The sequence below is a fragment of the Micromonospora sp. WMMD730 genome (assembly GCF_049178955.1).
In the GTDB taxonomy this organism is placed as follows: Bacteria; Actinomycetota; Actinomycetes; order Mycobacteriales; family Micromonosporaceae; genus Micromonospora; species Micromonospora wenchangensis.
Genome location: NZ_JBMHML010000002.1, coordinates 5,906,305 through 5,927,125, shown reverse-complemented (window position 1 = coordinate 5,927,125; position 20,821 = coordinate 5,906,305). Strand labels below are relative to the sequence as shown.

Below are 20,821 nucleotides of genomic sequence, written 5' to 3'. Positions count from 1 at the left end.
CTCCAGGACGTGCGCCTGCCCACCCCGTAGCCTGCCGCCATGTCCATCACCCTCCCATTCCGGTGGATCGCTGACCGGCCAGCACCAACCGCAACGGTGGTGCAGGTCTACGGCTGGTTGTTCGATGACCACGGGCGAGTGCTCGTGCAGGACACCCCGGACGGCCACAACCTCCCCGGCGGAAGCCCCGAGCTGGTCGACGCCGACCCGGCCGCCACCCTGCATCGGGAAGCTGCCGAGGAGTCCCAGGTGCGCCTGACTGACCCGGTGCTCCTCGGCCATGAGCTGGCCGACGGTCACGCGTACCTGCGGATGGCAGCGCGGATCGTTGGATTCGACGCGCGCCGTCCGGACCCGGATGGCGGCCGGCTGCTCGGGCGACGACTGGTTCCGGTGGTCGACGTTCCTCCCCTGCTCGGGTGGGGCGACTCGGGAGCCGAGCAGGCGGCTGCCGCGGCCCGGGTCGCAGCGACCAGGTGGGGTCTGCCTGTTGGGTCGCCGACGGCACCGGCGGCCGTGATCGACTAGCGGACAGCCCACGGCGCGACCTCACCCAGGAACCGGCCCACCGCAGCATCGTGGTTGAAGCGGGAGTTCAGCGCGTTCTGGCCTGCCTGGCGCATCCGATCCCGCTGCTTCGGGGTGGTGGCCAGCGCCCGATCGATCGCGGCTGCCAGGGCGTCAGGGCGGTTCGGTTCGCTGGTGAACCCGGTGACCCCGTCCGTCACCTGTTCGGCCAGGCCGCCGGCGGTGGTGGTCACGATCGGCGCGGCACCGGCCGCGAACGCTTCCAGGGGGATGCGGCCGAACGGCTCCTGTCGCGACGGCACCACCACCGCCCTCAAGCCGGGATGCGCTAGTAGGGTGCGCAACCGGGTGTCGAACCGGGTGTAGAGAGTGACCTCGGGTTCCAGGTCGGCGATCCGCCTGGCGAGGTGCCGCTGGTGGTCGTTGGTCGAGTCGCCGTCGGTCACCGCCGCGAGCACCAGGTGCGGGAGACGGCCGCCGGGATGATCGCTACGCAGTAGGGCCAGTGCGTCGAGAAGGTCGTCGAAGCCCTTGTAGGGCTCCGCTCGGCCCAGCGATAGCAGGAAGTCGGCTCTGGCGGTGGCGGGTATCAGGTCGTCAGCTGGGGGCAGTGGGCGGCGCTCGTCGACGGTGAGCCCGTCGGGAAGGTCGACCATCGCTGTGGCCGGCACCGCCAGGGAGTCGTTCAGGTGCCTTCGCATGTGTTCGGAGATCACCCCGATCCGGGTACCACCGGCGATGGCCGCCGCCACGCCGCGATGCTCGTAGTCGATGCGATCGGTGTTGCCGGGGTCATGCTGGAGGGCACTCGATCGGGGCACGTACGTCAGGCATGGCAGGTACGGCGCGGGTAGGTGTAGCGCGAGGCCAGCGAAGGGCACGTCGAACGCGACGATCGCCGGGGGTGCGCCGGTCGGCGGGGCGATCTCCGGCAGGATCCGGCCGGCTTTGGCGGCGAGGTGCTGGAATGCGGCCAGCCCACCGAAGCGGGTGACGCCGCCGGAGCCGTTGTGCAGGGGCGCGACGTGCGCGCCGATGCTGCTGAGCGTGTGCGCGATGTCGGCCGCCCACGCCGTGTCGTACTCGGTGCTGGTGGGGTTCAGGTAGACCGGGGCGACCACCAGTTGCACGTCCGGGGCGAGGTGCCGGATCACTGCGCGTAGGAATGCCCGGTTGGCGTACCCGGCTCCGGTGCCTGCTCCGTAGAAGCCGTCGTGGAGGCAAACGATGAGGGTTCGGCGGGTCATGGTGTCGTCAGCAGGCTGGTGGCGTGCTGGCGGATCGTGGCGAGGTCGACCGCCGGGAGCCGGTGCCACGAGGCGGCCCGTAGTTCCGCGGCGAGCGCTGGGTGCGTGCGGCCGATGGCCGCTGGCGGGTCGGTGTAGAAGTCGGCCAGCCGGGCGAGGCTGGACGGGGTGCTCCATGGGTGGTCGGGGGTGAGCCGCTCGGCGCGGCGGGCCAGGCTTGTCTCCGGGCTGCACCCGACGATGAGGTACGCGTCGGGAACGGCAAGATGGCCGAGGGCCAGGTGCCCGTACGCCCATGACGCGCGGCGGGCCAGGAGCGCCTGGTCGCCGAGCGACGCGGCGTACGCCAGCGCGGAGAGCCAGTCACGGTCGCTGAGGACGGGCCCGCCGTGGGACGCCGAAGTGATGTGGCGGTGCTTGAGGAGCCAGTTCGCCTGGTGCGCGTCGTCGTCGCCGACGTGCGGATGGTGCGGGACCGGAATCGTGATCCCGCCGGGGGTGACGTACTCGCCGACGACGGCGTACCCGGCGGCCGCGAGGGTGTTCGCCGTGGTGGTCTTTCCGGAGCCGGGCATGCCTTCCAGGACGACGAGCCGGCCCAGTCGGGCGTGATGGCTAGAAGAGCGTCTCGGGAACGTTCTGCTCATGGGTTCCTACCAGGTTCAGGGCGCGCATCGGGGGTGCGGCGGCACCGCGTACGTCCGCGCTGGTCAGGGTCCAGCCGGCGAGCGTGCGAGTGTTCAGCAGGCCCGGTCCGGCGATCGTGTCGAGGATGAGGTCGCTGCCAGCGACCGCGCTGATCCGGCCGACCAGCGTCACGTCGACGCGAAGCGGCCCGATCTCTCGGGCGGGTGAGGATGGCCGTGTGTTGAGGCCGTAGGTGTCGGCCAGGTCGCACATGCGCGGCCTGGCGACGGTGAGCCGCGCGTCCCCTGCGATCTGCGGCACGGTGCGGTGCCACGCGTCGCGGAGCTGCGCGATGCGCTGCTGCGGCTCGCCGAGGTGCCACCACGCGCTGACCTTCCGGTCTCGGCGGACTGATTCGCCGAACTCGCCGAGCCCAGAGATCAGCCTTTCGGCGCGACGGACAGCGGGCAGCGGTCCTTCGGCGAGCCAGGTGAAGGCGACGGCGGCCTGCTCGGTGAGCCGGTCGTTGCCGCGGTCGACGGCGGTGAGACCGACCTTGATCAGGCCGGGCGCGAACCAGGCGAGGTACAGCCCGAAGGTGCGAGGGTCGGTCAGATCGTCACCCCTGGCGAACCGGCGGCCGGGGTCTGCTGCTTGGCAGGGCGGGCACTGGCTGGCGGAGGCGTCCACCTCGATGGGGTGTCGGTGGGGGCACAGTTGCTGCCGCCGGGTTTCGCCGTTCCAGGTGCCGATGCAGCGGCGCGGCCCGTGCAGGTTCCAGCCGACGAGCTGGCCGAGCGAGAGCGGCTGCTGGCGGATCGTGCCGTCGGACGCGGCGAGCGCCAGCGTGGCGCTACCCGAAGTCCAGACAGTCCCGGTAGCGAGCAATCCGGTGCTCGGCTGCGACACGGTCGTACCTCCCGTACAGGTCGTCGCGGATGTTGTCGCTGATCAGGTGGGCCAGGTCGCAGAGCGCGTCCCCCGGAGAGTCCGGCATGTGCAGGTGGTTGCGCAACACGTCGCCGTCGGCGAGTTGTGCCCGGATGCCCAGCTTGAGGTCCTTCGGGTTCCGGGCGGCATCGCCGTTGAGCAGCAGGGCGTACACGGTGACCGGGCTGCTGGTGAGGTAATCGTCCTGCCGGGCGACGTACTCTGCGCCGTACGCGTCGGGGTAGAGCCGGCGGGCATCGGAGGCCGTCAACGATCTCGTGCTGACGGCGGTGACCAGATGGTCCCGGCTCAGCGCCCGCAGCACTGCGGGTGCGTCGCCGCCGGGCTTGACCATGGCGACGCTGGCGCGCAGTGGCGGCCAGTCGGTGTCGCCGCCGTCTGCGCGCATCAGCGTCGCCCAGTCGACGAGGCAGGTGCAGGGGCTCTGCGTCAGCGAGTCCGGGTGCCGCACCGGCCCGGCGTGCGTCAGGGCGGTGGCCGTGTCGAAGCACCTTCCGCATGCTCTGGGGTGCGCCCACACCTTCAGGCCGAGGTCGGGCGCCGGTGTCTGGGCGCGGTAGCAGACCCACCAGATGTCCCACGGGTTGTCGGCGCGGACCGGCGCGACGGGCGCACCGACCAGGCGGGACTCGGTGACGTAGGCGAGCAGGGCCGCGACCCTGGCGCGGTACGCCGGGGCGCTCACGCGATCAGCCTGCGAACGGTCGCGGAGACGTCCGGGGCCTCCGCGAGGTCCAGCTCCGCCCAGTGCAGTCCGGGCACCGAGGCGTGCAGCAGCACCTGGTCGAGGAGGTGACCGGCGATGGCCTCCGTGGTGGTGTTGACCACCGGCAGGACGGCCACCGCGCGGGCGGGCAGGGTGTAGTCGCCGAACCGCACCTGGTGGGGCACGCTCAGGTCGACGCCCGAGGCCCGGCCGGCGACCAGGGTCCGCCGTCGCAGCGGTGCGATAACCCTCCGCAGGGTCGTCTTCACGGGCCCGAAGTCGGTGACCATGCCGTTGTCGTCAGGCTGGCCGGCCAGGCGCAGCGTGACGACGAAGGTGTGCCCGTGCAAGGGCTCGTAGCCGTCGGCGTGTAGGCCGGCGTGGGCGGCGCAGAAGCTGAACTCGCCGCCGCGCAGCACGATGACGGCGGTCATCTGCCGGCCCCCGCGTTGACGAAGGAGTAGAACTCTGACCGGGTGCGCGGGTCGTCGAGCACGAGCCCGCGCAGCGCCGACGTGATCGTCAACGTGCCGGATACCTGTGCGCCGCGCAGCCGCATGCACATGTGCTCCGCGCGCACCACCACCCCGACACCCTTGGGCTGGAGGGTCTCCACCAGCCAGTTCGCAATCTGGCTGGTCAACCGCTCCTGCACCTGTGGGCCCCGGGCGAACAGCTCAACGCCGCGGGCCAGCTTCGACAGACCGATGATCTGGTTACCCGGCAAGTAGCCGAAGTCCACGGTGCCGACGAACGGCAGGCAGTGGTGCTCGCACACGCTGGCGAACGGGATCGCCTGCTGCACGATCAGTTGGTCGCAGCCTTCTTCGTTGTCGAAGGCGGTAGGGGTGAACTGACGCGGGCTGGCCAGGTCCGCATACGCCTTCGCCATCCTGCGGGGGGTGTCCCGTGTCGATGGGGTGTTGAGATCCCAGCCCAGGGCGGCCAGGAACGCGCGGGCGGCTTCTTCGGCGGCGACCAGGTCCCGGGCCGGCCGGACGACGGCCGGGGCGGTCACCGGTGGCCCCGCTCGATGACCACGGCGACGTCGTCGGCGAACCGCAGAGCGCCGGGCTTGGACACCCGCACCTTGGCGTACGGGGCGTGGTGATCGTCCATCAGGTGCGTCGCGATCGCCTCGGCCAGCGCCTCGATCGTGTGGTACTCGGACTGTTGGACCAGGGCGATGACGCCCTTGGTGGCGGTGCGGTAGTTCCACACCTCCGTGACGTCGTCGACGAGGGCAGCCGGCCGTGCTTCGGTGCCGATGGCCAGGTCGATGACCACGTCGCTGAGGTCACGACGTTCCTCGGCGCGTACGCCGATGATGCAGCGGAGCCGTAGCGCCGTCACTTCGATCAGATCCACTCTGCACTCCCGGGGTCGAGACCGTTCACCCCATCCACCCCGCGGTCACACGAGGCAATCAGGGTGTAGCGGGCTGTGTAGATTGACCGTACGAGTGCGCAATCAGATCCCCACGGGGTTGCCCCATGCCAGCAGCGAGGCATATCGCCAAGGAGCGAAGCACCGTGAGCGACAATTTCCGTACCGAGCTGCGCCGCCGGAGGCTGGAAGCCAACCTCTCCCTGCACCAGCTCGCCGAGCTGGTCCCCTGCGACCAGGGGTACCTGAGCAAGGTCGAGAACGGCCACCGACGGCCCGGCCCGGACATGACGGCCAGCCTGGACCAGGCCCTCGGTGCCAACGGCGCACTGTTCGCCCTGGCGGGCGAAGAACAGGAAGGCGGTGAGGACGTGCGGCGGCGAACGGTACTGGGTGCCCTCGGCGCGGCCGGCATGGCGGTAGCCGGCTGGCCCCTCCCCTCGGCGGCCACGCCCCGCAGGGTCGGCATGGACCATGTCGCAGACATCGCCGACACCACCGCCGTCTACCGAGGCTGGGTGTCCCGCCACGGCGGAGCCGCCGTTCAAAAGCCGGCCGCGCAGTTGCTCGATCGGGCCGCCGCCATGCACACCGCTGCCTCCGAGCCGAAGGTCCGAACCGCGCTGCTCGTCGCGATCGCCGACCTCGCCGGGCTCGGCGCATACATCGCCCGCGACATCGGTGACCACCGCAGTGCAGACGAGCACGCCTGGCTCGCCCTGTCCGCCGCCACCGCCGCCGGCAACACCGCGCTCGGCGGCCACACCGTGGTCCGGATGGCGGGCCACAACATCGAACTGCGCCGCCCCGAGAAGACGCTGTCGCTGCTGGACGCAGCCGCGAAGCGAGCCGGTGACCTGTTCACCCCGGGCGACCGCGCCAACCAGTCGTGCATCCGCGCCTGGGCGTACGCGCAGGTCGGTGACGCCGACATGGTGCGTCGTGCTGTGGGCGACGCCGAGGATGCGTTCACGCGTGTCGACAACACGGGTACGCCAAACTGGGCAGCGCAGCACGTCACCGAAGCGGAGCTTTACAGCCTCTCCGGTGCCGCCTACACCGACCTGGCCCGTACCAACCACCGGTACGCCGACGCGGCCATCGAACGCCTCAACGAAGCCCTGGACCTACGCGGCGTGTCTCTGGCCCGCAACCGCGTCCTCGACCAGCTCAGCCTGGCCGAAGCGCTGTTGTATGCCGGCGAGTTCGACGAGGCCGGTCGCATCGCGGTCGCAGCGACGGAGGCGGCCGGCGACATCCGGTCCGGCAGACTCTCGCTACGCTTCGCCGGGCTGACCCGCCGTATGCAGCCCCACGCCCACAAGGCGGCGTCCGTGACGGAGTTCGTCACGGCGCAGGGGACTGTAAAACGAATGTGAGACATAGCCTAGATAGGACGTTGCGTGAGCCGTCAGCTCGGGCGGCTAAGATCCCCCGCGTACGTCCACCCGGCAGGGCGCGTCCGGCAAGTGCATACCGGGCATGCCCGAAGCTGGTGAGCAGCAGGAACACCGCGCGGCCTTCGGATCGCCGCCCTTTGACTAGCAAGGACCCCCGACTGATGACAGTGACTCAGCAGGAGATCGAGAACCGGCTGTGGGACGCCGCCGATGAACTGCGCGTGGCGATGCCCGAAGCGCAGTATTCCTCGGTCGTCTTTCCGCTGATGTTCTGGAAGTACCTGTCGGACACCTGGGACCACCACCACCAGGAGTTCCTATACGACAACAAGGATCAGCTGAGCGACCTCTCTGTCGAGGAAGCCCATGAGATCGAGTACCGCGACTACCAGTCGTTCGAGATCCCGTTCATCCACCCCGGCACCGTCCAGCAGCGTCGCGCCTCCTGGTCGTCCATCCTCGCCACTGTTACCCAGCCTGGCCTCGGCAAGCGGGTCCGCGCCGCCCTGCAGGCCATCGAGACGGCCAACCCTGACAAGTTCTCCCGGCTGTTTGGGTCCATGACATGGACCTCGGAAGAGGTGCTGTCGGGTGAGGTGTTGGCGGCAGTGATGCAGGCGATGGACCGAACCCCGAAGATGCACGAGGGCAACATGTCCCACGACGTGCTCGGTGGGGCGTACGAGTACCTGCTGAAGCGGTTCTCCGACGGGTCCGGCACCCGCGCCGGCCAGTTCTTCACCCCACGTGAGGTCGTCGAGTTGATCGTCGAGATCCTGGCCCCGAAGAGCTACGAGTCGGTGTACGACCCGACCTGCGGGTCGGGCGGCATGCTCATCGCCTCCGCGAACCTCCTGAAGGCCCGCGGCGGGCGTGGCTACACGCTCAAGCTGTACGGGCAGGAGGCAGTGCCGGACACCGCCGGTGTGGCACGCATGAACCTCTTCATGCACAACCTCACCCAGTTTCAGGTCGAGGTCGGCGACACCCTGAAGGACCCCCGTTTCAAGAAGCCGGACGGGTCTATCGCACAGTTCGATGTGATCCTCGCCAACCCGCCCTACAGCCTGAAGTGGAAGTCCTGGACCAAAGACCCGCGCGCCATTGGCGGTGTTGCCCCGCAGTCGTCGGCCGACTGGGCGTTCGTCCAGCACATGATTGCCAGCATGGACCCGAAGGAGGGCCGCGCTGGCGTAGTTCTGCCCCACGGCGTCCTCTTCCGTAGCGGCCAGGAAGCAGTCATCCGCAAGCGAGTCCTGAACGACGACCTACTCGAAGCGGTCATCGGCCTGCCTGCCAACCTCTTCTACAACACCACCATCCCCACGGCGATCCTGGTGTTCCGTGCACTGGGTACCAAGGCTCCGGACCGGCGGGACGGTGTGCTTTTCATCGATGCCTCCAAGCAGTTCACTAAGGCCAAGAACCGCAACATCTTCACCGACGCCGACATCGCCAACGTCGTGACCGCCTACCACTCGAAATTCGACGTCGACGGCACCTCGGCAGACCCCGGCCGAAAGGGCGGAATTGCGGCGCGATTCGTCCCTGCCGCAGAGATTATGGCGAATGGGTGCGACCTCAGCATCGGCCGCTATATCGAGCAGGCCGCCGCCGAGCGAGAAGATTTCGGCACGCTCATCGACGCCTACAACATTGCGCGAGCAGAGCGCCAGAAGGCCGAGCAACGCATGCTCGCCGTCCTGGCTGCAGCCGGGATCGAGGGCTTTGATGAGTGACTGGCGACATGTTCCCGCGAGGCTGATCGCCCGCCAAAGGCGGGAGATCGTCCGTCTCGAACCAGGGATTGAGTATCGCACGATGGGTGTTCGGTGGCATGGCAAAGGCGCCTACGGTAGGGGTATCGTTACGACAGAAACAGTCAAGGCGAAGTCTCTCTATCGTGCGCGGGAAGGGGATTTTACATTCAATAGAATTGATACACAGAACGGCGCTTTTGATGTCGTCCCAGCTGAGCTTGATGGCGCCTTGGCGACGAATGAATTCCCCCTCTATGAAGTGGACGAAGAAGAAGCGGAAGCCCGTTTCCTTCTCCTCAACTTCCGGCGACCAGAAGTTTTGCATCAGATCAGTACGCTACGTGCGGGATCAGAAGGGCGCGCTCGATGGAAGGAAGCTGACTTTGAGGCGTGGATAGTTCCCGTGCCCCCGCTTTCTGTCCAGAGGCGGATCATCGAGCTCATCGATGCGGTAGATGATCACATCGCCGCACTCGACGCAGAGGCCGACGCGCTGGATGCTCTGCTTCGGGGGCGTAAGGAAGAACTATTCGCGCGCTACGCGGCTACAGGGACTCCACTGCCAATCGGCGAGGTGCTGGAGGAGGTGAAGCGCCCGATCACCGTCAACCCTGTGGCCGAGTACCGGCAGATCGGGATCAGGTCCCACGGACGCGGGCTCTTCACCAAGGAGGCGGTGACCGGAGAGTCCCTGGGGTCCAAGAAGGTGTTCTGGGTCGAGCCCGGTGACCTAGTAATCAACATCGTCTTTGCCTGGGAGGGTGCGGTCGCGATTGTGCCTCCGCATATAAAGGGATACTGTGGATCGCACCGGTTCCCGACCTATCGGCGGCTCGATGGTGGAGACGCCGAGTTCTTCCGACTTTTCTTCTCCAGCAAGGTAGGCACGCGGCTCCTAGCTATCTGCTCTCCCGGCGGGGCCGGACGTAACCGTACCCTGAACCGCAAGCGTCTGATGCAGTCACCGGTCGGCATTCCCTCGGCTTCAGAGCAGAAGCGGGCGATCTGCGAGTTGCAGGCGCTAGAGGCGCCTGTCATGGCTGTTCGCGCCGAGGCCAACCGACTGCGTGCCGTGCGTGCAACTCTCCTGTCCGGTTTGCTGGACCGAACCATCGAGATTGAGTCTGCTGAGCTAGGGGTCTGAGCCGTGGCGAAGGGCATTCGAGAGCGTGAGCTTCAGAACCTGATGATCCAGTGGTCCCTCCCGATGGGATGGGGGTTCACCGCGGGCAGGTCGCTACTGCGTGAGACAACGCAGACGGTGGTCGCTGGCGAGCTGCGGGATGCCATCGTCCGACTCAACCCGGGGATAGTCGACGGGTTCGACGTGGACGCGGTGGTCGAAGAGATCATCGGCACGGTCAACGCTGTTGAAGGTGGGCTGGTCCGCGCCAATGAGCAGGTGCTACGCCTGCTGCGCGGGCATAAGGAGTTCCGGGACGCCGACGGCGTGTGGCGCGCCCTGAGGGTCATCGACGTCGAGCACCCAGCCGCCAACACGCTGATCGTTTCGGACGAGGTGACCATCACCGTCCCCGGGAAGACCCCCCGCCGGCTCGACCTCGTGTACTGGGTCAACGGGCTGCCGCTGGTCGTGGTCGAGGTGAAGTCGCCGACTGCGAAGTCTGGGTGGGCTAAGGCTGCGCGCGAGATCAATGATGTATACGCCACCGAGTACCCGTGGTTCTTCACCCCGAACGTCTTCGCCGTGGCCTCCGACGGGCTGAAGCTGCGATTCGGCGCCGTTGGTGCGCCCCTGAACCTGTGGCAGCCGTTCCGGTCCACCGCCGACGACGAAAGCCTGTCCGGGCAGGCTGACATGCAGCGTTCCGTGGAGCTGCTGCTCAACCCGGCGACCGTCCTGGACATGCTCGCCAACTTTGCCCTGTTCGACACCGCAGGGGGTGGGGTAGACAAGAAGTACCTGCCCCGCTACCCGCAGCGGGAAGCCGCCCACCTGATCCACCAGAGAGTCCTCGCCGGCGGCCAGAAGGGCCTGATCTGGCACCACCAAGGCAGCGGGAAGACCCTGCTGATGGTGTTCGCCGCCTCGCTGCTGCTGGCCGATACCCATACCGACTCACCCACGATCATCTTGCTCTCGGACCGGACCGATCTCGTGCGGCAGACCTCCGGGGTGTTCACCTCCGCGATGGGAGACGCCTACTTCCACCAGCCGAAGACCAGTCAAGACTTGCGGTCCCTGCTCGCCAGCGACGTGCGTGGGGTCATCTCCACGACCGTGCACAAGTTCGCCGAAGCCGGCAAGAGCCTGTCTAAGCGAGACAACATCATCGTGCTGGTTGACGAGGCGCACCGGACCCAGTCCGCCAAATCAGAATCTCTGGCCGGGCAGATGCGCGCCGCGATCCCTCAGGCGAAGTTCTTCGGCATGACCGGCACCCCGCTGAGGAACCTCGCCACCGACACCTTCGCCCTCTTCGGCGACGAGGCCGACCCGGGGCGAGTGCTACACCGGTATTCGGTGTCCCGGTCGCTGCGGGACGAGGCGACCGTCCCGGTCATGCTGGACCCGCACCCGGTGTCCTTCGAGATGAACGACCAGAAGTTGCAGGCCGAGTTCGACCAGTTCGCCGACGACTTCGACCTCGACGACCCCGACCGTGAGGCACTGTCTCGCAAGTTCGGGCGCCTGACCTCGGTGTTCGCCAACCCCGACCGTATCCACACGGTCTGCCAGGACATCGTGGACCACTACCTGACTGGTGCCTACCGCAACGGCCTGAAGGCTCAAGTCGTGGCCTACAACCGTGAGCTGGCCGTGGCATACACCGACAAGATCAACGAGCTGCTGGCCGGCTTCGAGGCATCGCAGGTACTCGCCGAAGTGGGCAAACACGACCGAATCACGGCCGAGGTGAACATCTCCGTCTCGGACTCCAAGGACGAAGACCCGGCCATGCGGCCGTACCGGCTCTCGGAGGCCGAGGAAGAGGGGCAAAAGCGGCGGTTCCTCACCCCGGACGACCCACTCTGCTTCCTGGTGGTGACCGCGAAGCTGATGACGGGATTCGACGCCCCCAACGAGGGCGTCCTCTACCTGGACAAGCCTCTGAAAGCCCACACCCTGTTCCAGACGATCACTCGCCCGAACCGCACCTGGGTGTCACCGACCGGGTTCGTGAAGACCTCCGGCGTGGTCGTGGACTATATCGGGCTGGCCGAAGAGGTCCAACGGGCCGTCGTCGATCCCACCCCGGAAGGGTCCGGCAAGGGCGGCGGATTTGTCACCGACGTGTCCGAGCTGGTCGCCGAGTTCCGCACCACCTTCGCCCGCATCGAAGACCTCCTCGCCGACGTGGACGACCTAGACCTCACGGTCCACGGATATGAGTCCGTGCGAGCCATCAACGTCTTCCTGGACGCCAAACCCGGCTCCGCCGAGGTTTTCAGCAGGGACTACCGCCTGCTGGCCCGCCTGTACTCCCTCATCAGCACCGACAAGCGGATCGCCAAGTACCGGGACGGCTTTGGGCTGTTCGGGTCCGTGTACACGACCCTGTTCAAGAGGTCCTCTGACGAGGAGCGAAAGGAACGGCTGGCCGAGTTGGGGCCGATGGTCCTGGAGATCATCAACGCCCACGTCCATTCCTTCGCCGTGGTCGCCTCCCAGGAGGAACCCCTTGTCCTGGACGCCCAGGGCATCGCCATCCTCAAGGAGCTGATGGCCCTCGTCCGCTCCAAGCCTGGCAAGGACGACGGTGAAGACGAGAAGCCGCCGTCCGCAGCGGAGATCCTGGACCGGATCAAGGCCGCCCTCGACAAGGGAGTTGAACCCGGGTCTGCGAAGTACACCGCCCTCGCGGAACGGATCAGGCTCCTGCGGGACCGGATCATCCAGACCGCCCAGGACGCCCTGGACTTTCTCTCGGAGGCACTCCGGATCGCCCGCGCCATCGTCAACGCCGGGAAGCATCCTGAAGAAGCTGTCGTACTGGACGACGACCACGTGGGCGTCCTGTCACGGATTATCCACGACCACGCACCCGCCGGCCTCACCATCACGGAAAGGAACCTGGCCGAGGAGATCGACCAAGTGGTCACTCGCACCCTCGCCCAGTCGTGGGACAACGCCGACGCCCGCAACCGAGGCGTCCGCCGTGCTACCGCTGCGGTCTTCCGCCGGTACATGCTGAAGCCAGTGGGGGAGCCGTATGACTCCACCGTCGCGTACATCGAAGCCCACTACCTAGTGGATTGATGAATGCGTGGAGCCACAGCACATCTGGCGGGCCGCCGACAAGCACGAAAGGGGTTGGCGTGTACCCCCGAGGGCAGAGGCAGGCCCGGCTGAACTACGAGCCCTTCCCAGAGGTAGTCCACCGGGACTGGGTCTGACGCCTACCTGGCGAAGGTTCCTGAAATTCAGGAGGATCCGATGGGTTATGTCACGATATCGTGGATCGGCGTCTCGCCGAGATGGGTTGGATGTTGGCCCTGCTCGATGAGGCGGTCGACGAGGGCTCTCCCGGCGGGAGTGAAGGGGCCGGCGAGACTGAGCCCAGGCCAGCGTTGAGCCAATGCTGGCCATACATCGGTGACGGCCGCTCTGCCGCGTTCGTAGGGATGCAGGTAGACCCAGGTAGCGCGAGGCACGGGCTGAGGCAGACCTTCGTAGAACGCGGTTGGATCGATACCGATCGCGCCAGCGATAAGGCTGCCGTAGGCGATGAGAAACCGACGGGTTGGGATCAGGACGACGACGCCGTCTGGCTCCCCGGCATCGTAGGGGGCGAAGTCATAGCCAGTCTCACGGCGAAACTGTACTGCCATCTGCGCCGCAGCGCGCCGCAACGCGATCGGGCTGCTCGGATCGACGACGATGCTGTCGCCAAGGCGGTCGGCTTTGGCCAGCTGAGCGTCGGGCAGGTAGGGCATTCGGACCGTAGTGCGTCTGATGACCCCTGCTGCACCTGGATCCTGGTACCCCACGCTCGCCTCCATTGCGTATCGAAGAATCGAGAAGAAACGGTCCTCGCAGAGTATCGACTGCATCGGCTGCGCCGTCGTCGGATGCGGCTTCAGGCGTGGCTGTCTCGGTCGTCGGTGAAGCTCCCCCGGCCGCGCTGCCGGTTCAGCCAATCCGTTCGAGCGGGCGGCGTTCGACGGCCGGGGGAAGTGTCATACCCCGCGCCGTCCGACCCGCCGATATCCCGCATGATCGGGTGGCGATCGGCTTCGGGCAGCTCCAGCAGCGACGATGACAATGCGCTGGGACGGCGTCCCGCTGTCAACGCCGGCTCAACCACTTCAAGCGGAGCGGACTGGTACTGGTGAGCGGCATGGCTACGCCCGACGTCGCGAGCCTGTGGTGACGGCTGGGGATGAACGGACGCTACTTCGCCGCGCACCGAAGCGCCGACCTGGAGTTGGTTGACCAGACGTCCGGACGGCGTGACCGTCGCTTCGGTCCACGAGGACGATGCGGAGACGAACACCCGGCCTGCGAGGAGGAACCCCAATGCTGGCCCGGTCTTCGGCTGGAGTTCAGCCAACACCACAGACTCCTCGGTGATCGGGTCTCCCCAGTGCCGTAGCACGGTCAGTCCCAGCGCAATCGGACTGACCGGCACGTCCGCCTTGCGCTTCGCGTCGCGCGCTGCGAGCAGTTCGGCCCGCAGGCGATCCGCTGGTTCACCTTCGGGAACGCCGGCTTTGATGCACAGCGCGAGGTACATCGACTTGAGTAGCGCCAGGCGGCAGCGATTCTGATTCGGTGGCGAGACTTCCAGAGTTACATCACCGCCAGCCGCCAGAATCTCGCCGACGGCAGGATCCCAGCGCCCTTCCGGCAGGAGGACGAACTGTCCGTCGGATGTCCAGCGTCTCAACAGCCGGCTCGTTTGCCGCCTGCCGGGGACCGCGGCCGATTGGAAGGACGACGTCGACCAGGCTTCGTCGAACCAGTCGACCAGGTCGGCTTCCAGGAGAGTCCCGAAGCTGTTATTGCACCGGGCGCAGGTCAGGGTCATCCGCGTACCGCCGAGCCGCTGTGGCGGTACGTGCTCCTCTGTCGTCGCCGGGTCACCGCAGATGGGGCAGTCATCGAACATGCGCGGGCGCAGCACCTCGATCAGCCGCAGCGGTGCCGTCTCAGTCGACCCCGGCGGCTCGATCCCAAAGCTCAGCGAGCCGCCGTTCGCGCGATTCACCGACATTGCCTCGGGTGGCCGTTTACGCAAGGAGCCACCCTCGCCCCGGCCAGGCTACGTAAGGGGGCATCACAGAACCGAGCCGATCGCCGCCGTGACCTGATCTAGGCCATGCTGCGCCAGCTGCCGTGCTTCCTCTGTCGCTGCCTCCTTCGCGATCGGGAACAGGAAACCCTTGAGCATGGCGACGCCGCGACGAAGCTTGCCCGGCTCGGGCTGCTCCTGCTGCACCTCGGCGAGGACCTCGTTCGCCGCAGCCTCGATGTCCTGCTGATCCCGCGGCGTTAGCCCGTAGCCGGGAAGCTGCTGAAGGATCGCCACAACCGCTTCCACGAGCGGCTGGAACTCCGGCGAGACCTGCTCCGCGATGTTCTGCTGCTGCGTCACATCGCGGTTACCCCACGCGAACTGGCCACCCTGAGAAGCGCCATGGAACACCGGCCCATGGTTGATCGTCGGGCCGTATCCCTTCTGGTCGCGCAGGTAGTCCGCCACATTACCCTCCCAGTCAATCGCGCAGTCGATGCCGTCAGTGGTCACCTCGGCGCGTACGGGACCGCGAAGCTGGTCGACCTCGATCCCCTCGATCAACCCCTTGGCGGATAGGTACTCGGCCGCTTCCTGGATCTCGACGTCCGTGAATCGGACGCCCTTCCAGACCGACCCGTCGTCCTGGCCGAACTCCCCGGTGATCGGCATGTGCACCTGGGCGATCCGCTGCCGGTAGAACCAGTTCAGCAGACCCGACCGGCACGCGCGCGCCCGTAGCGCAGGGTCGGCCCGACGGCGCCGCTGCTCTCGCACATAGGCGATCCCGAAGGCGGTAAGGATGCCGCAGGGGTCGCCCATGCCCGAGCCCTTGTCGCTGACGAGCCCTTCGTCGCGGCAGTACCAGAGCAGCGTGTACGCGCCATCGAGATCTAGGCCGACGCTCTCAGCGAACTCCATGATCGGCACATTTTCGGTGGAGGTGCCGTTCGCCTTGTCGTACAGCCAATCCACAAGCTGATCATGAAATGCGGCAGCGTCGCCCATAGCTGATCTTCCTCACCGCCGGCAACAGGTTGCGCACACGCTACACGCGGCCACCGACAGGTAACGTGCGTGACGACCCCGGTTCGGCCGAATCGCGGTAGGGCAGCCGCGTCGCGATGGGTGTCACCTCCGACCGGTACAACTAGCCCATGGCCAACACCGAAGACCTCCCACCCAGCGGTCGTCAGCATCGCCGAGTACCTCGCCCTGAAGGCCAAAGGCTACGACAACCACCTGAAGTGGAACGAGTAGGCCATGTTCAAGGCCGATCTCATGAACGTCCGCCGCCGCTGGTACGGGGTCGCGCCTGATGCCTTCGCCGGGAAACTCCGGAGCGAAGGCATGCGTGAGCAAGACATCGTCGAGCTTGTCGACTGGCTGAAAAAGGCTCAGGCGGGCCGGCGTCTCGTCCCGGATCGCTCGTACCGAGACTTCGTCTTCAATCCCCCTCCTGAGGGGTTGGACAGCGGACGGGGTCATCAGAGCAGGGACTGGTGATGCTCATCGCGTGACACGACGAAGGCGCCCGTAGAAGCGAGGACGTGGGAAGGTGACGTCAGTCGACGCTTCGACGTAGTCTTCGCAAGGCGGTGCCCTGAGCGTCGCATCGCGTGCCGTCTGAGTGCGGAGAGCCACCACCGGATCGATCGGCGTCTCGCTACTCGAGCGACAGAGCAGTGGAGGGGCAACCACTATGACAATCGAGGAATCGACGCCGCCGGTGGTGGCCATTGATGACGAGCCCTGGGAGGTCATCGGTCACGCTGGCCGAGCCAAGCTGCTCGTCGTGCTGGTCCGGCGTGGCCGACTTTCGACCATCCTCGGCCTTGACCCGGACGCGCTGACCGTCATGGGGCACATTACCTGGACTACTGGCTCAAACGATCACGTCGGTGAGGTCAAGGACGCCTGGGTCCGCGAGGACAGGACGGAGCGCGGCATCGGCGTTGTCCTGTGCCGGGCCGCGCGGGAACTGGTCGGTGTTGACATCTGGACGGGGTTGGCGGTCCCGGACAGTGAGGACGAAGTGTGCTCGTTGCAGGATGCCGACGCCATCAGCACGCGGCAACCTGATCCGATCGTCGATCTAGTTGACGGAAGTTCGGCGGCGGAGGATGTGCACATCGTGTTCCACCGCGAGGGCAGCGCGGTCGTCGTGGCGCTCGCGGCCGACACCCTCGCCTGGATCGGTCACCTTGCATGGACGATTATCCGGCCAGGCGGGCGCCTCGACGGCCTTGAAGCCGGGCTGATGGTAGGGGAGGTCAAGCGTGTCGACACGCGCAAGGAGTTCCGTAAGAGGGGTGTCGCCGACCGGATGTACCGCCGGGTCCGCGAAGTAGCGGCCGGACAAGGCTGGCCGGTCGAGGTGGACCATCACCCGGACCGAACGGTATCGGGTGACCTCTGGGCAATGAAGGTCAGTGGCTGGCGGCCCGCGCTCTCTCGCGGGAGGCACATGCCGGACCTCAACGACTTCATGTTATGGGGGTTTCCAGGCTCCGTGGACCGGCGCATCGACAGTCAGTGAGACGGTGTGGGCCGCCATTCGGACAGGGCCATCCAGCCAGATCGAGTGCGCTCTCGCCGATATAGTGATGGCCGGCAGACGCTGTTGCCTGAGTGATCTACGTGAGGTAGCGCTGTCACGAGGTTCAGGGCCGGTGATGGGTTGACCGAATTCGGCGGCCCTCGCACCGCTGGCCGTGTTTGCTTGCGACCTACAGCTGTGACCTTGATGCCGTCTGCAGCGGCCTGATCCTGCCCCACGGCCCAGGCCGACTGCTCCACAGTGGTCGGGGCCCTCACCTGGCTCTCTGAATTATAAGATAAGCCGCTATTTGTGCATCTTCGACCAAATCGGCCTTTCGTTACGCTTCGCCGGACTGATAAATCGTAGGTCGGATAGGGCACTCCACCTTGTCGCCATGGCCCTGGCCCGATCCACGGTTGTGCGGGTCGGCGGCGGACAGATGGCATCAGGGTAGACGAGACGGAAGGTTTTGCCCGCGCCCAACATCTAGCGGATGTTCGTGGCTAATTAATCGTGGAGGGCACGCCAACGTGTATGAGACTCTCTTCTTCTGTCGTTATGCACCGAGTTAGCTGGTAACTACCGCCAGGAAGCTTCGAGGCGACGGGACGCATTGCCGTGTTGTAGAAGCTTCTCAAAATGAACTCGACGAACAGGAATGGCGTGAGCGGTGCCGTGGTCGCAATGCGACAGTTGGTATACTGCCCGAGCGTGAGGTGCGAAACCGGGTGCAACAAACTAGACGCAACGCCGGGGCGGGCGTCATAGTCAAAACGAAGCGGCACGCTTACCGCCTTCTTGTCGATCACGTCGGCGTAGAGGATGTCCTCTTCATACAGCTCTGGATCGTTCTGATAGTCGAGGAGACTTGGGGAGGGAAGAAAGGCCAGGCGTGATTGCACAAGCATCCCTCCGCCGAATGAGTAGGTCAGCTGGAGCATGGCGCCATCAATCATGAGGACGTTGAAGGCACGATCCCCCTGCAGCTCCTTGTGCATCTCCGGATATGGTCGATCCTTAAGCATGGGAGCGAACGAGGTTGTGTTGGAGAAGCTGACGACAAAGGCGTCTCTGCCTGTTTGGACCTCGACCGGATAGTTTTGGTCCTGTGAGAATCCCTGCTCGATTAAGAAGCCGGTCAGATCCTGGATCTCTCTGGCGACTCGCCTGTGCGGGTGGGTGGAGCTACTCATCGTCCTGCTCAAGAATGGAGCGAAGCTCCGCTCGAACACCATCGTCAAGGTCGCCTGGCAAGATCTTTCGAGCGCGGATACTCTGCAACAGGGAAGCCAAGTCTTGGTCATGTTGCTTGACCAGCCTCGCTTGCTCGGGTGAGAAGTCACGATGAACGACCTGTAGGCGATTGCGCTCTGACTCCGTGGGATACGTAAAGCGCAGCTCGAAGTTTGCTCTCCGCGTGGCTTCGAACTCCTCTTTTAGGCGCACCATGTCTGGGCCAACTCCAACCACCCGAACCCAGGCCTTACTTCTGGTGATAGCTGTAAAGAGGCGATTTCGTACTGTCGCCAAATTTCTCTGAGCGCCATATGATTCATGGGCATTTATAACGTAAACCATTGCGGCCTCGTTGCCCTTGGCTCTGTGGATCCCGGAGAAGGTCACGCTCTTTTCTAACTCTGGCCTGAAGAAGACATCCGCTGTTGTGTCTACGCCGGCCAGGTGGTTGGTTACACCCTTATCAAATAGGAGCTTTCGGATTCGGCCAACGCCTGCGCCGCTTGTCGTCAGGGGGTCGGGATTCACCACGACAATGTCGTCTGGGCGAAGTTCATCCATTGTTAGGTTCTCTTGGATCTGTGCGGCGATCCACTCGGCCTGCTCGCGGGTGTCATTGAAGACATGAAACTGAACGAGGTCGTCAATCAGCGAGTGCGCTTCCAGGAAACCCGGACTGGTATCAGCAGTTCGCTCCAGCGTAACCGCACGCCCGTCCCGGAGCGCGCCCTCCTTCACGCGATACCCGATGTCCTTCCATAGGTCCGCCTCATCGAACATCTGCACAAGTCCAGTCTTCTCGTTCCCAGCGGGCTTCCGGTAAATGCCAAACCCTAAGGCGTGGGCGGTGACTAGCACTGGCCTGGAATTTCGGTAACACTTGCTTAGTATGATGTCTCGTCGTGCCCCTAGGTCGTAAGCACTTCCGTCAAACTTCACCTTCGGACGGCCGGTTGCGTCGAGCCCGAAGATACTCTCGGCAGGGGGAACACTGCTGTTCGAGAGATTTTGAAGCTCGTCGTACGCGTAGACCAGTCGTTTTGGGTCCCGGAGCATCAAGTAGCAGAGGTTCAAGAACTCTGGAGGCAGATCTTGCGCCTCGTCGATTAGTACGGCGTCGTATGTCTGGTTAGGATCTGGGACCGCATCCAAGGCGGCGCGGCAGGCTCCCTTGAACGCATCGACTCGGCCGAACGCGTTTTTGGCGGCGCCGTAATCGAGGTATTCTGTTCCGTTCTCATTGCAGAATTCATAGTAAATGCCTTCGCGGGTTGACCCGCCACGGGCACCCCACGCGTTTATTACACGCAGGTTCGACCAGTCTGGTTCCTCGCCGGTTGCCTCAATAGCAAAGAGGTTGATGAGTCGGACCAGATGGCCTTTTAGTGAACGTGTATTGAAGGTGACGGCGATGCGCCATTCGGGGTGTTGAGCGTGCAGGTAGGCCGCTTTAAGTGCGAGGACGATGGTCTTGCCGGAGCCAGCCAAACCCCTGATCCTCTGAACTCCCTCGACTGTCTCGATGACTGCCTTGCCCTGAAGGTTGTCGAGAGTCGCGATGGCTGCTTCCAGATGCTGCAGCTTGGCACCGCGGGATGCTGCATTCTCAATCTTCCGACCTGAACGCGCCTTGCGGATTGTTGAGATGTTCTGGATGGCTGAGAGCGTCCGCTCGTAAATTTCAGGCCGGGCGCTCGGCCACGTCAGGCCGGAGAGCGAGGATTTGAGATTATCGTCGTTCGCAACGATGTATCCGGCTTCGTCCGGTTGCGGCACGCGGCTTAACGCCGGAGCGTAGGTAATTGTGTGGATTTCGATGGCCAGTTGTCGTCGTTGTACAAGCTCCTTGTATCCAAGCAGGCGAGATCCGAGCTTGGTAGCGGCATCGTCCTGGCGCTCATCGTAGCCACTGACGTCAGAGCCCTCCACCAAATCGAAGATAACGACGCCTTGCGTTGGCGATACATAGACGGCATCGATAGGGTGCTTGCCCTCTACCCCGCCAATGATGGGGTAGCCGATGAAGAGTTGACCATCAAGACCTGTCGTGCCTTCGAAGAACCTAGCGAGGCTATCGCTAGCCACGGGCTTGTCGTTGGTGCCCTTAACAATCGTGGCGTTTCCTGTCATTGCTGCTGTTCCTCGATCCGCTGCCGAAATCGTACGCTTCGGTTTGGTCGCCTCGCTGGCAGCGAGCGCAGCGGCAACTGCACCGACTACCCCTGATCTAACTACGTT

At 65.3% G+C, this 20,821-nt stretch carries 19 protein-coding genes; 7 read left to right on the top strand and 12 right to left on the bottom strand.

What is annotated here, in order from left to right; genetic code table 11:
* Nucleotides 1-39: 39 nt before the first annotated feature.
* On the top strand, nt 40-528 hold the full coding sequence (locus ACN265_RS25105; RefSeq protein WP_208567374.1) for an NUDIX hydrolase: 489 nt from the start codon (nt 40-42) through the stop codon (nt 526-528).
* Here ACN265_RS25105 and ACN265_RS25100 read toward each other — a convergent pair.
* The 7 genes from ACN265_RS25100 to ACN265_RS25070 are packed head-to-tail and all read right to left on the bottom strand — an operon-like array spanning nt 525 to nt 5,427.
* The gene (locus ACN265_RS25100) at nt 525-1,775 is read right to left on the bottom strand and encodes a glycosyltransferase family 4 protein (RefSeq protein ID WP_421409926.1); all 1,251 of its coding nucleotides are present in this window, start codon (nt 1,773-1,775) and stop codon (nt 525-527) included. The genes ACN265_RS25105 and ACN265_RS25100 overlap by 4 nt on opposite strands.
* Nucleotides 1,772-2,422 (bottom strand): AAA family ATPase, encoded by a 651-nt coding sequence (locus ACN265_RS25095; protein WP_279632736.1) that lies wholly within the window; start codon nt 2,420-2,422, stop codon nt 1,772-1,774. The genes ACN265_RS25100 and ACN265_RS25095 overlap by 4 nt, the downstream gene beginning before the upstream one ends.
* The gene (locus ACN265_RS25090) at nt 2,391-3,311 is read right to left on the bottom strand and encodes a DUF2797 domain-containing protein (protein ID WP_208567371.1); all 921 of its coding nucleotides are present in this window, start codon (nt 3,309-3,311) and stop codon (nt 2,391-2,393) included. Before ACN265_RS25090 ends, ACN265_RS25095 begins: the two co-directional genes overlap by 32 nt.
* Nucleotides 3,256-4,038 (bottom strand): hypothetical protein, encoded by a 783-nt coding sequence (locus ACN265_RS25085; RefSeq protein WP_421409924.1) that lies wholly within the window; start codon nt 4,036-4,038, stop codon nt 3,256-3,258. Before ACN265_RS25085 ends, ACN265_RS25090 begins: the two co-directional genes overlap by 56 nt.
* Nucleotides 4,035-4,493 carry a 6-pyruvoyl trahydropterin synthase family protein gene (locus tag ACN265_RS25080; RefSeq protein ID WP_421409921.1) on the bottom strand — a complete coding sequence of 153 codons (459 nt, stop codon included), beginning with the start codon at nt 4,491-4,493 and terminating at the stop codon, nt 4,035-4,037. The genes ACN265_RS25085 and ACN265_RS25080 overlap by 4 nt, the downstream gene beginning before the upstream one ends.
* Complete coding sequence (gene folE, locus ACN265_RS25075) at nt 4,490-5,077, bottom strand: GTP cyclohydrolase I (RefSeq protein WP_421409918.1); 588 nt, start codon at nt 5,075-5,077, stop codon at nt 4,490-4,492. The genes ACN265_RS25080 and folE overlap by 4 nt, the downstream gene beginning before the upstream one ends.
* Entirely contained in the window at nt 5,074-5,427 is a 354-nt protein-coding gene (locus ACN265_RS25070) for a dihydroneopterin aldolase (RefSeq protein ID WP_421409916.1), read from the bottom strand. The genes folE and ACN265_RS25070 overlap by 4 nt, the downstream gene beginning before the upstream one ends.
* Nucleotides 5,428-5,591: 164 nt before the next feature.
* On the opposite strand from ACN265_RS25070, the gene ACN265_RS25065 reads away from it, so the two are divergent.
* From ACN265_RS25065 to ACN265_RS25050, 4 genes are all read left to right on the top strand, one after another.
* The gene (locus tag ACN265_RS25065; protein WP_421409913.1) at nt 5,592-6,824 is read left to right on the top strand and encodes a helix-turn-helix domain-containing protein; all 1,233 of its coding nucleotides are present in this window, start codon (nt 5,592-5,594) and stop codon (nt 6,822-6,824) included.
* Between the two features lie 182 nt (nt 6,825-7,006).
* Complete coding sequence (locus tag ACN265_RS25060; protein WP_421409912.1) at nt 7,007-8,584, top strand: N-6 DNA methylase; 1,578 nt, start codon at nt 7,007-7,009, stop codon at nt 8,582-8,584.
* Between the two features lie 82 nt (nt 8,585-8,666).
* Entirely contained in the window at nt 8,667-9,749 is a 1,083-nt protein-coding gene (locus tag ACN265_RS25055; protein ID WP_421409910.1) for a hypothetical protein, read from the top strand.
* A 3-nt stretch (nt 9,750-9,752) separates the two neighbouring features.
* A complete protein-coding gene (locus tag ACN265_RS25050) occupies nt 9,753-12,827 on the top strand; it encodes a type I restriction endonuclease subunit R (RefSeq protein ID WP_421409907.1) in 3,075 nt (1,024 codons plus the stop codon).
* A 182-nt stretch (nt 12,828-13,009) separates the two neighbouring features.
* On the opposite strand, the gene ACN265_RS25045 is transcribed toward ACN265_RS25050, so the two are convergent.
* The 3 genes from ACN265_RS25045 to ACN265_RS25035 all read right to left on the bottom strand — a co-directional run bounded on the left by ACN265_RS25045 (nt 13,010) and on the right by ACN265_RS25035 (nt 15,813).
* Complete coding sequence (locus ACN265_RS25045; protein ID WP_421409904.1) at nt 13,010-13,504, bottom strand: SGNH/GDSL hydrolase family protein; 495 nt, start codon at nt 13,502-13,504, stop codon at nt 13,010-13,012.
* Nucleotides 13,505-13,647: 143 nt separating this feature from the next.
* Nucleotides 13,648-14,778: an HNH endonuclease gene (locus ACN265_RS25040; protein WP_421409902.1), complete on the bottom strand. Its 1,131-nt coding sequence runs from the start codon at nt 14,776-14,778 to the stop codon at nt 13,648-13,650.
* A 69-nt stretch (nt 14,779-14,847) separates the two neighbouring features.
* Entirely contained in the window at nt 14,848-15,813 is a 966-nt protein-coding gene (locus ACN265_RS25035) for a hypothetical protein (protein WP_421409900.1), read from the bottom strand.
* A gap of 255 nt (nt 15,814-16,068) precedes the next feature.
* Between ACN265_RS25035 and ACN265_RS25030 the strand changes: the two genes are divergently transcribed.
* Nucleotides 16,069-16,311: a hypothetical protein gene (locus ACN265_RS25030; protein WP_421409897.1), complete on the top strand. Its 243-nt coding sequence runs from the start codon at nt 16,069-16,071 to the stop codon at nt 16,309-16,311.
* 196 nt (nt 16,312-16,507) lie between these two features.
* Entirely contained in the window at nt 16,508-17,344 is an 837-nt protein-coding gene (locus tag ACN265_RS25025; RefSeq protein WP_421409894.1) for a hypothetical protein, read from the top strand.
* Between the two features lie 506 nt (nt 17,345-17,850).
* Here ACN265_RS25025 and ACN265_RS25020 read toward each other — a convergent pair.
* Both ACN265_RS25020 and ACN265_RS25015 read right to left on the bottom strand, forming a co-directional pair.
* Complete coding sequence (locus ACN265_RS25020; protein WP_421409892.1) at nt 17,851-18,540, bottom strand: DUF2290 domain-containing protein; 690 nt, start codon at nt 18,538-18,540, stop codon at nt 17,851-17,853.
* Nucleotides 18,533-20,713: a DEAD/DEAH box helicase gene (locus tag ACN265_RS25015; RefSeq protein ID WP_421409889.1), complete on the bottom strand. Its 2,181-nt coding sequence runs from the start codon at nt 20,711-20,713 to the stop codon at nt 18,533-18,535. Before ACN265_RS25015 ends, ACN265_RS25020 begins: the two co-directional genes overlap by 8 nt.
* Nucleotides 20,714-20,821: the final 108 nt, after the last annotated feature.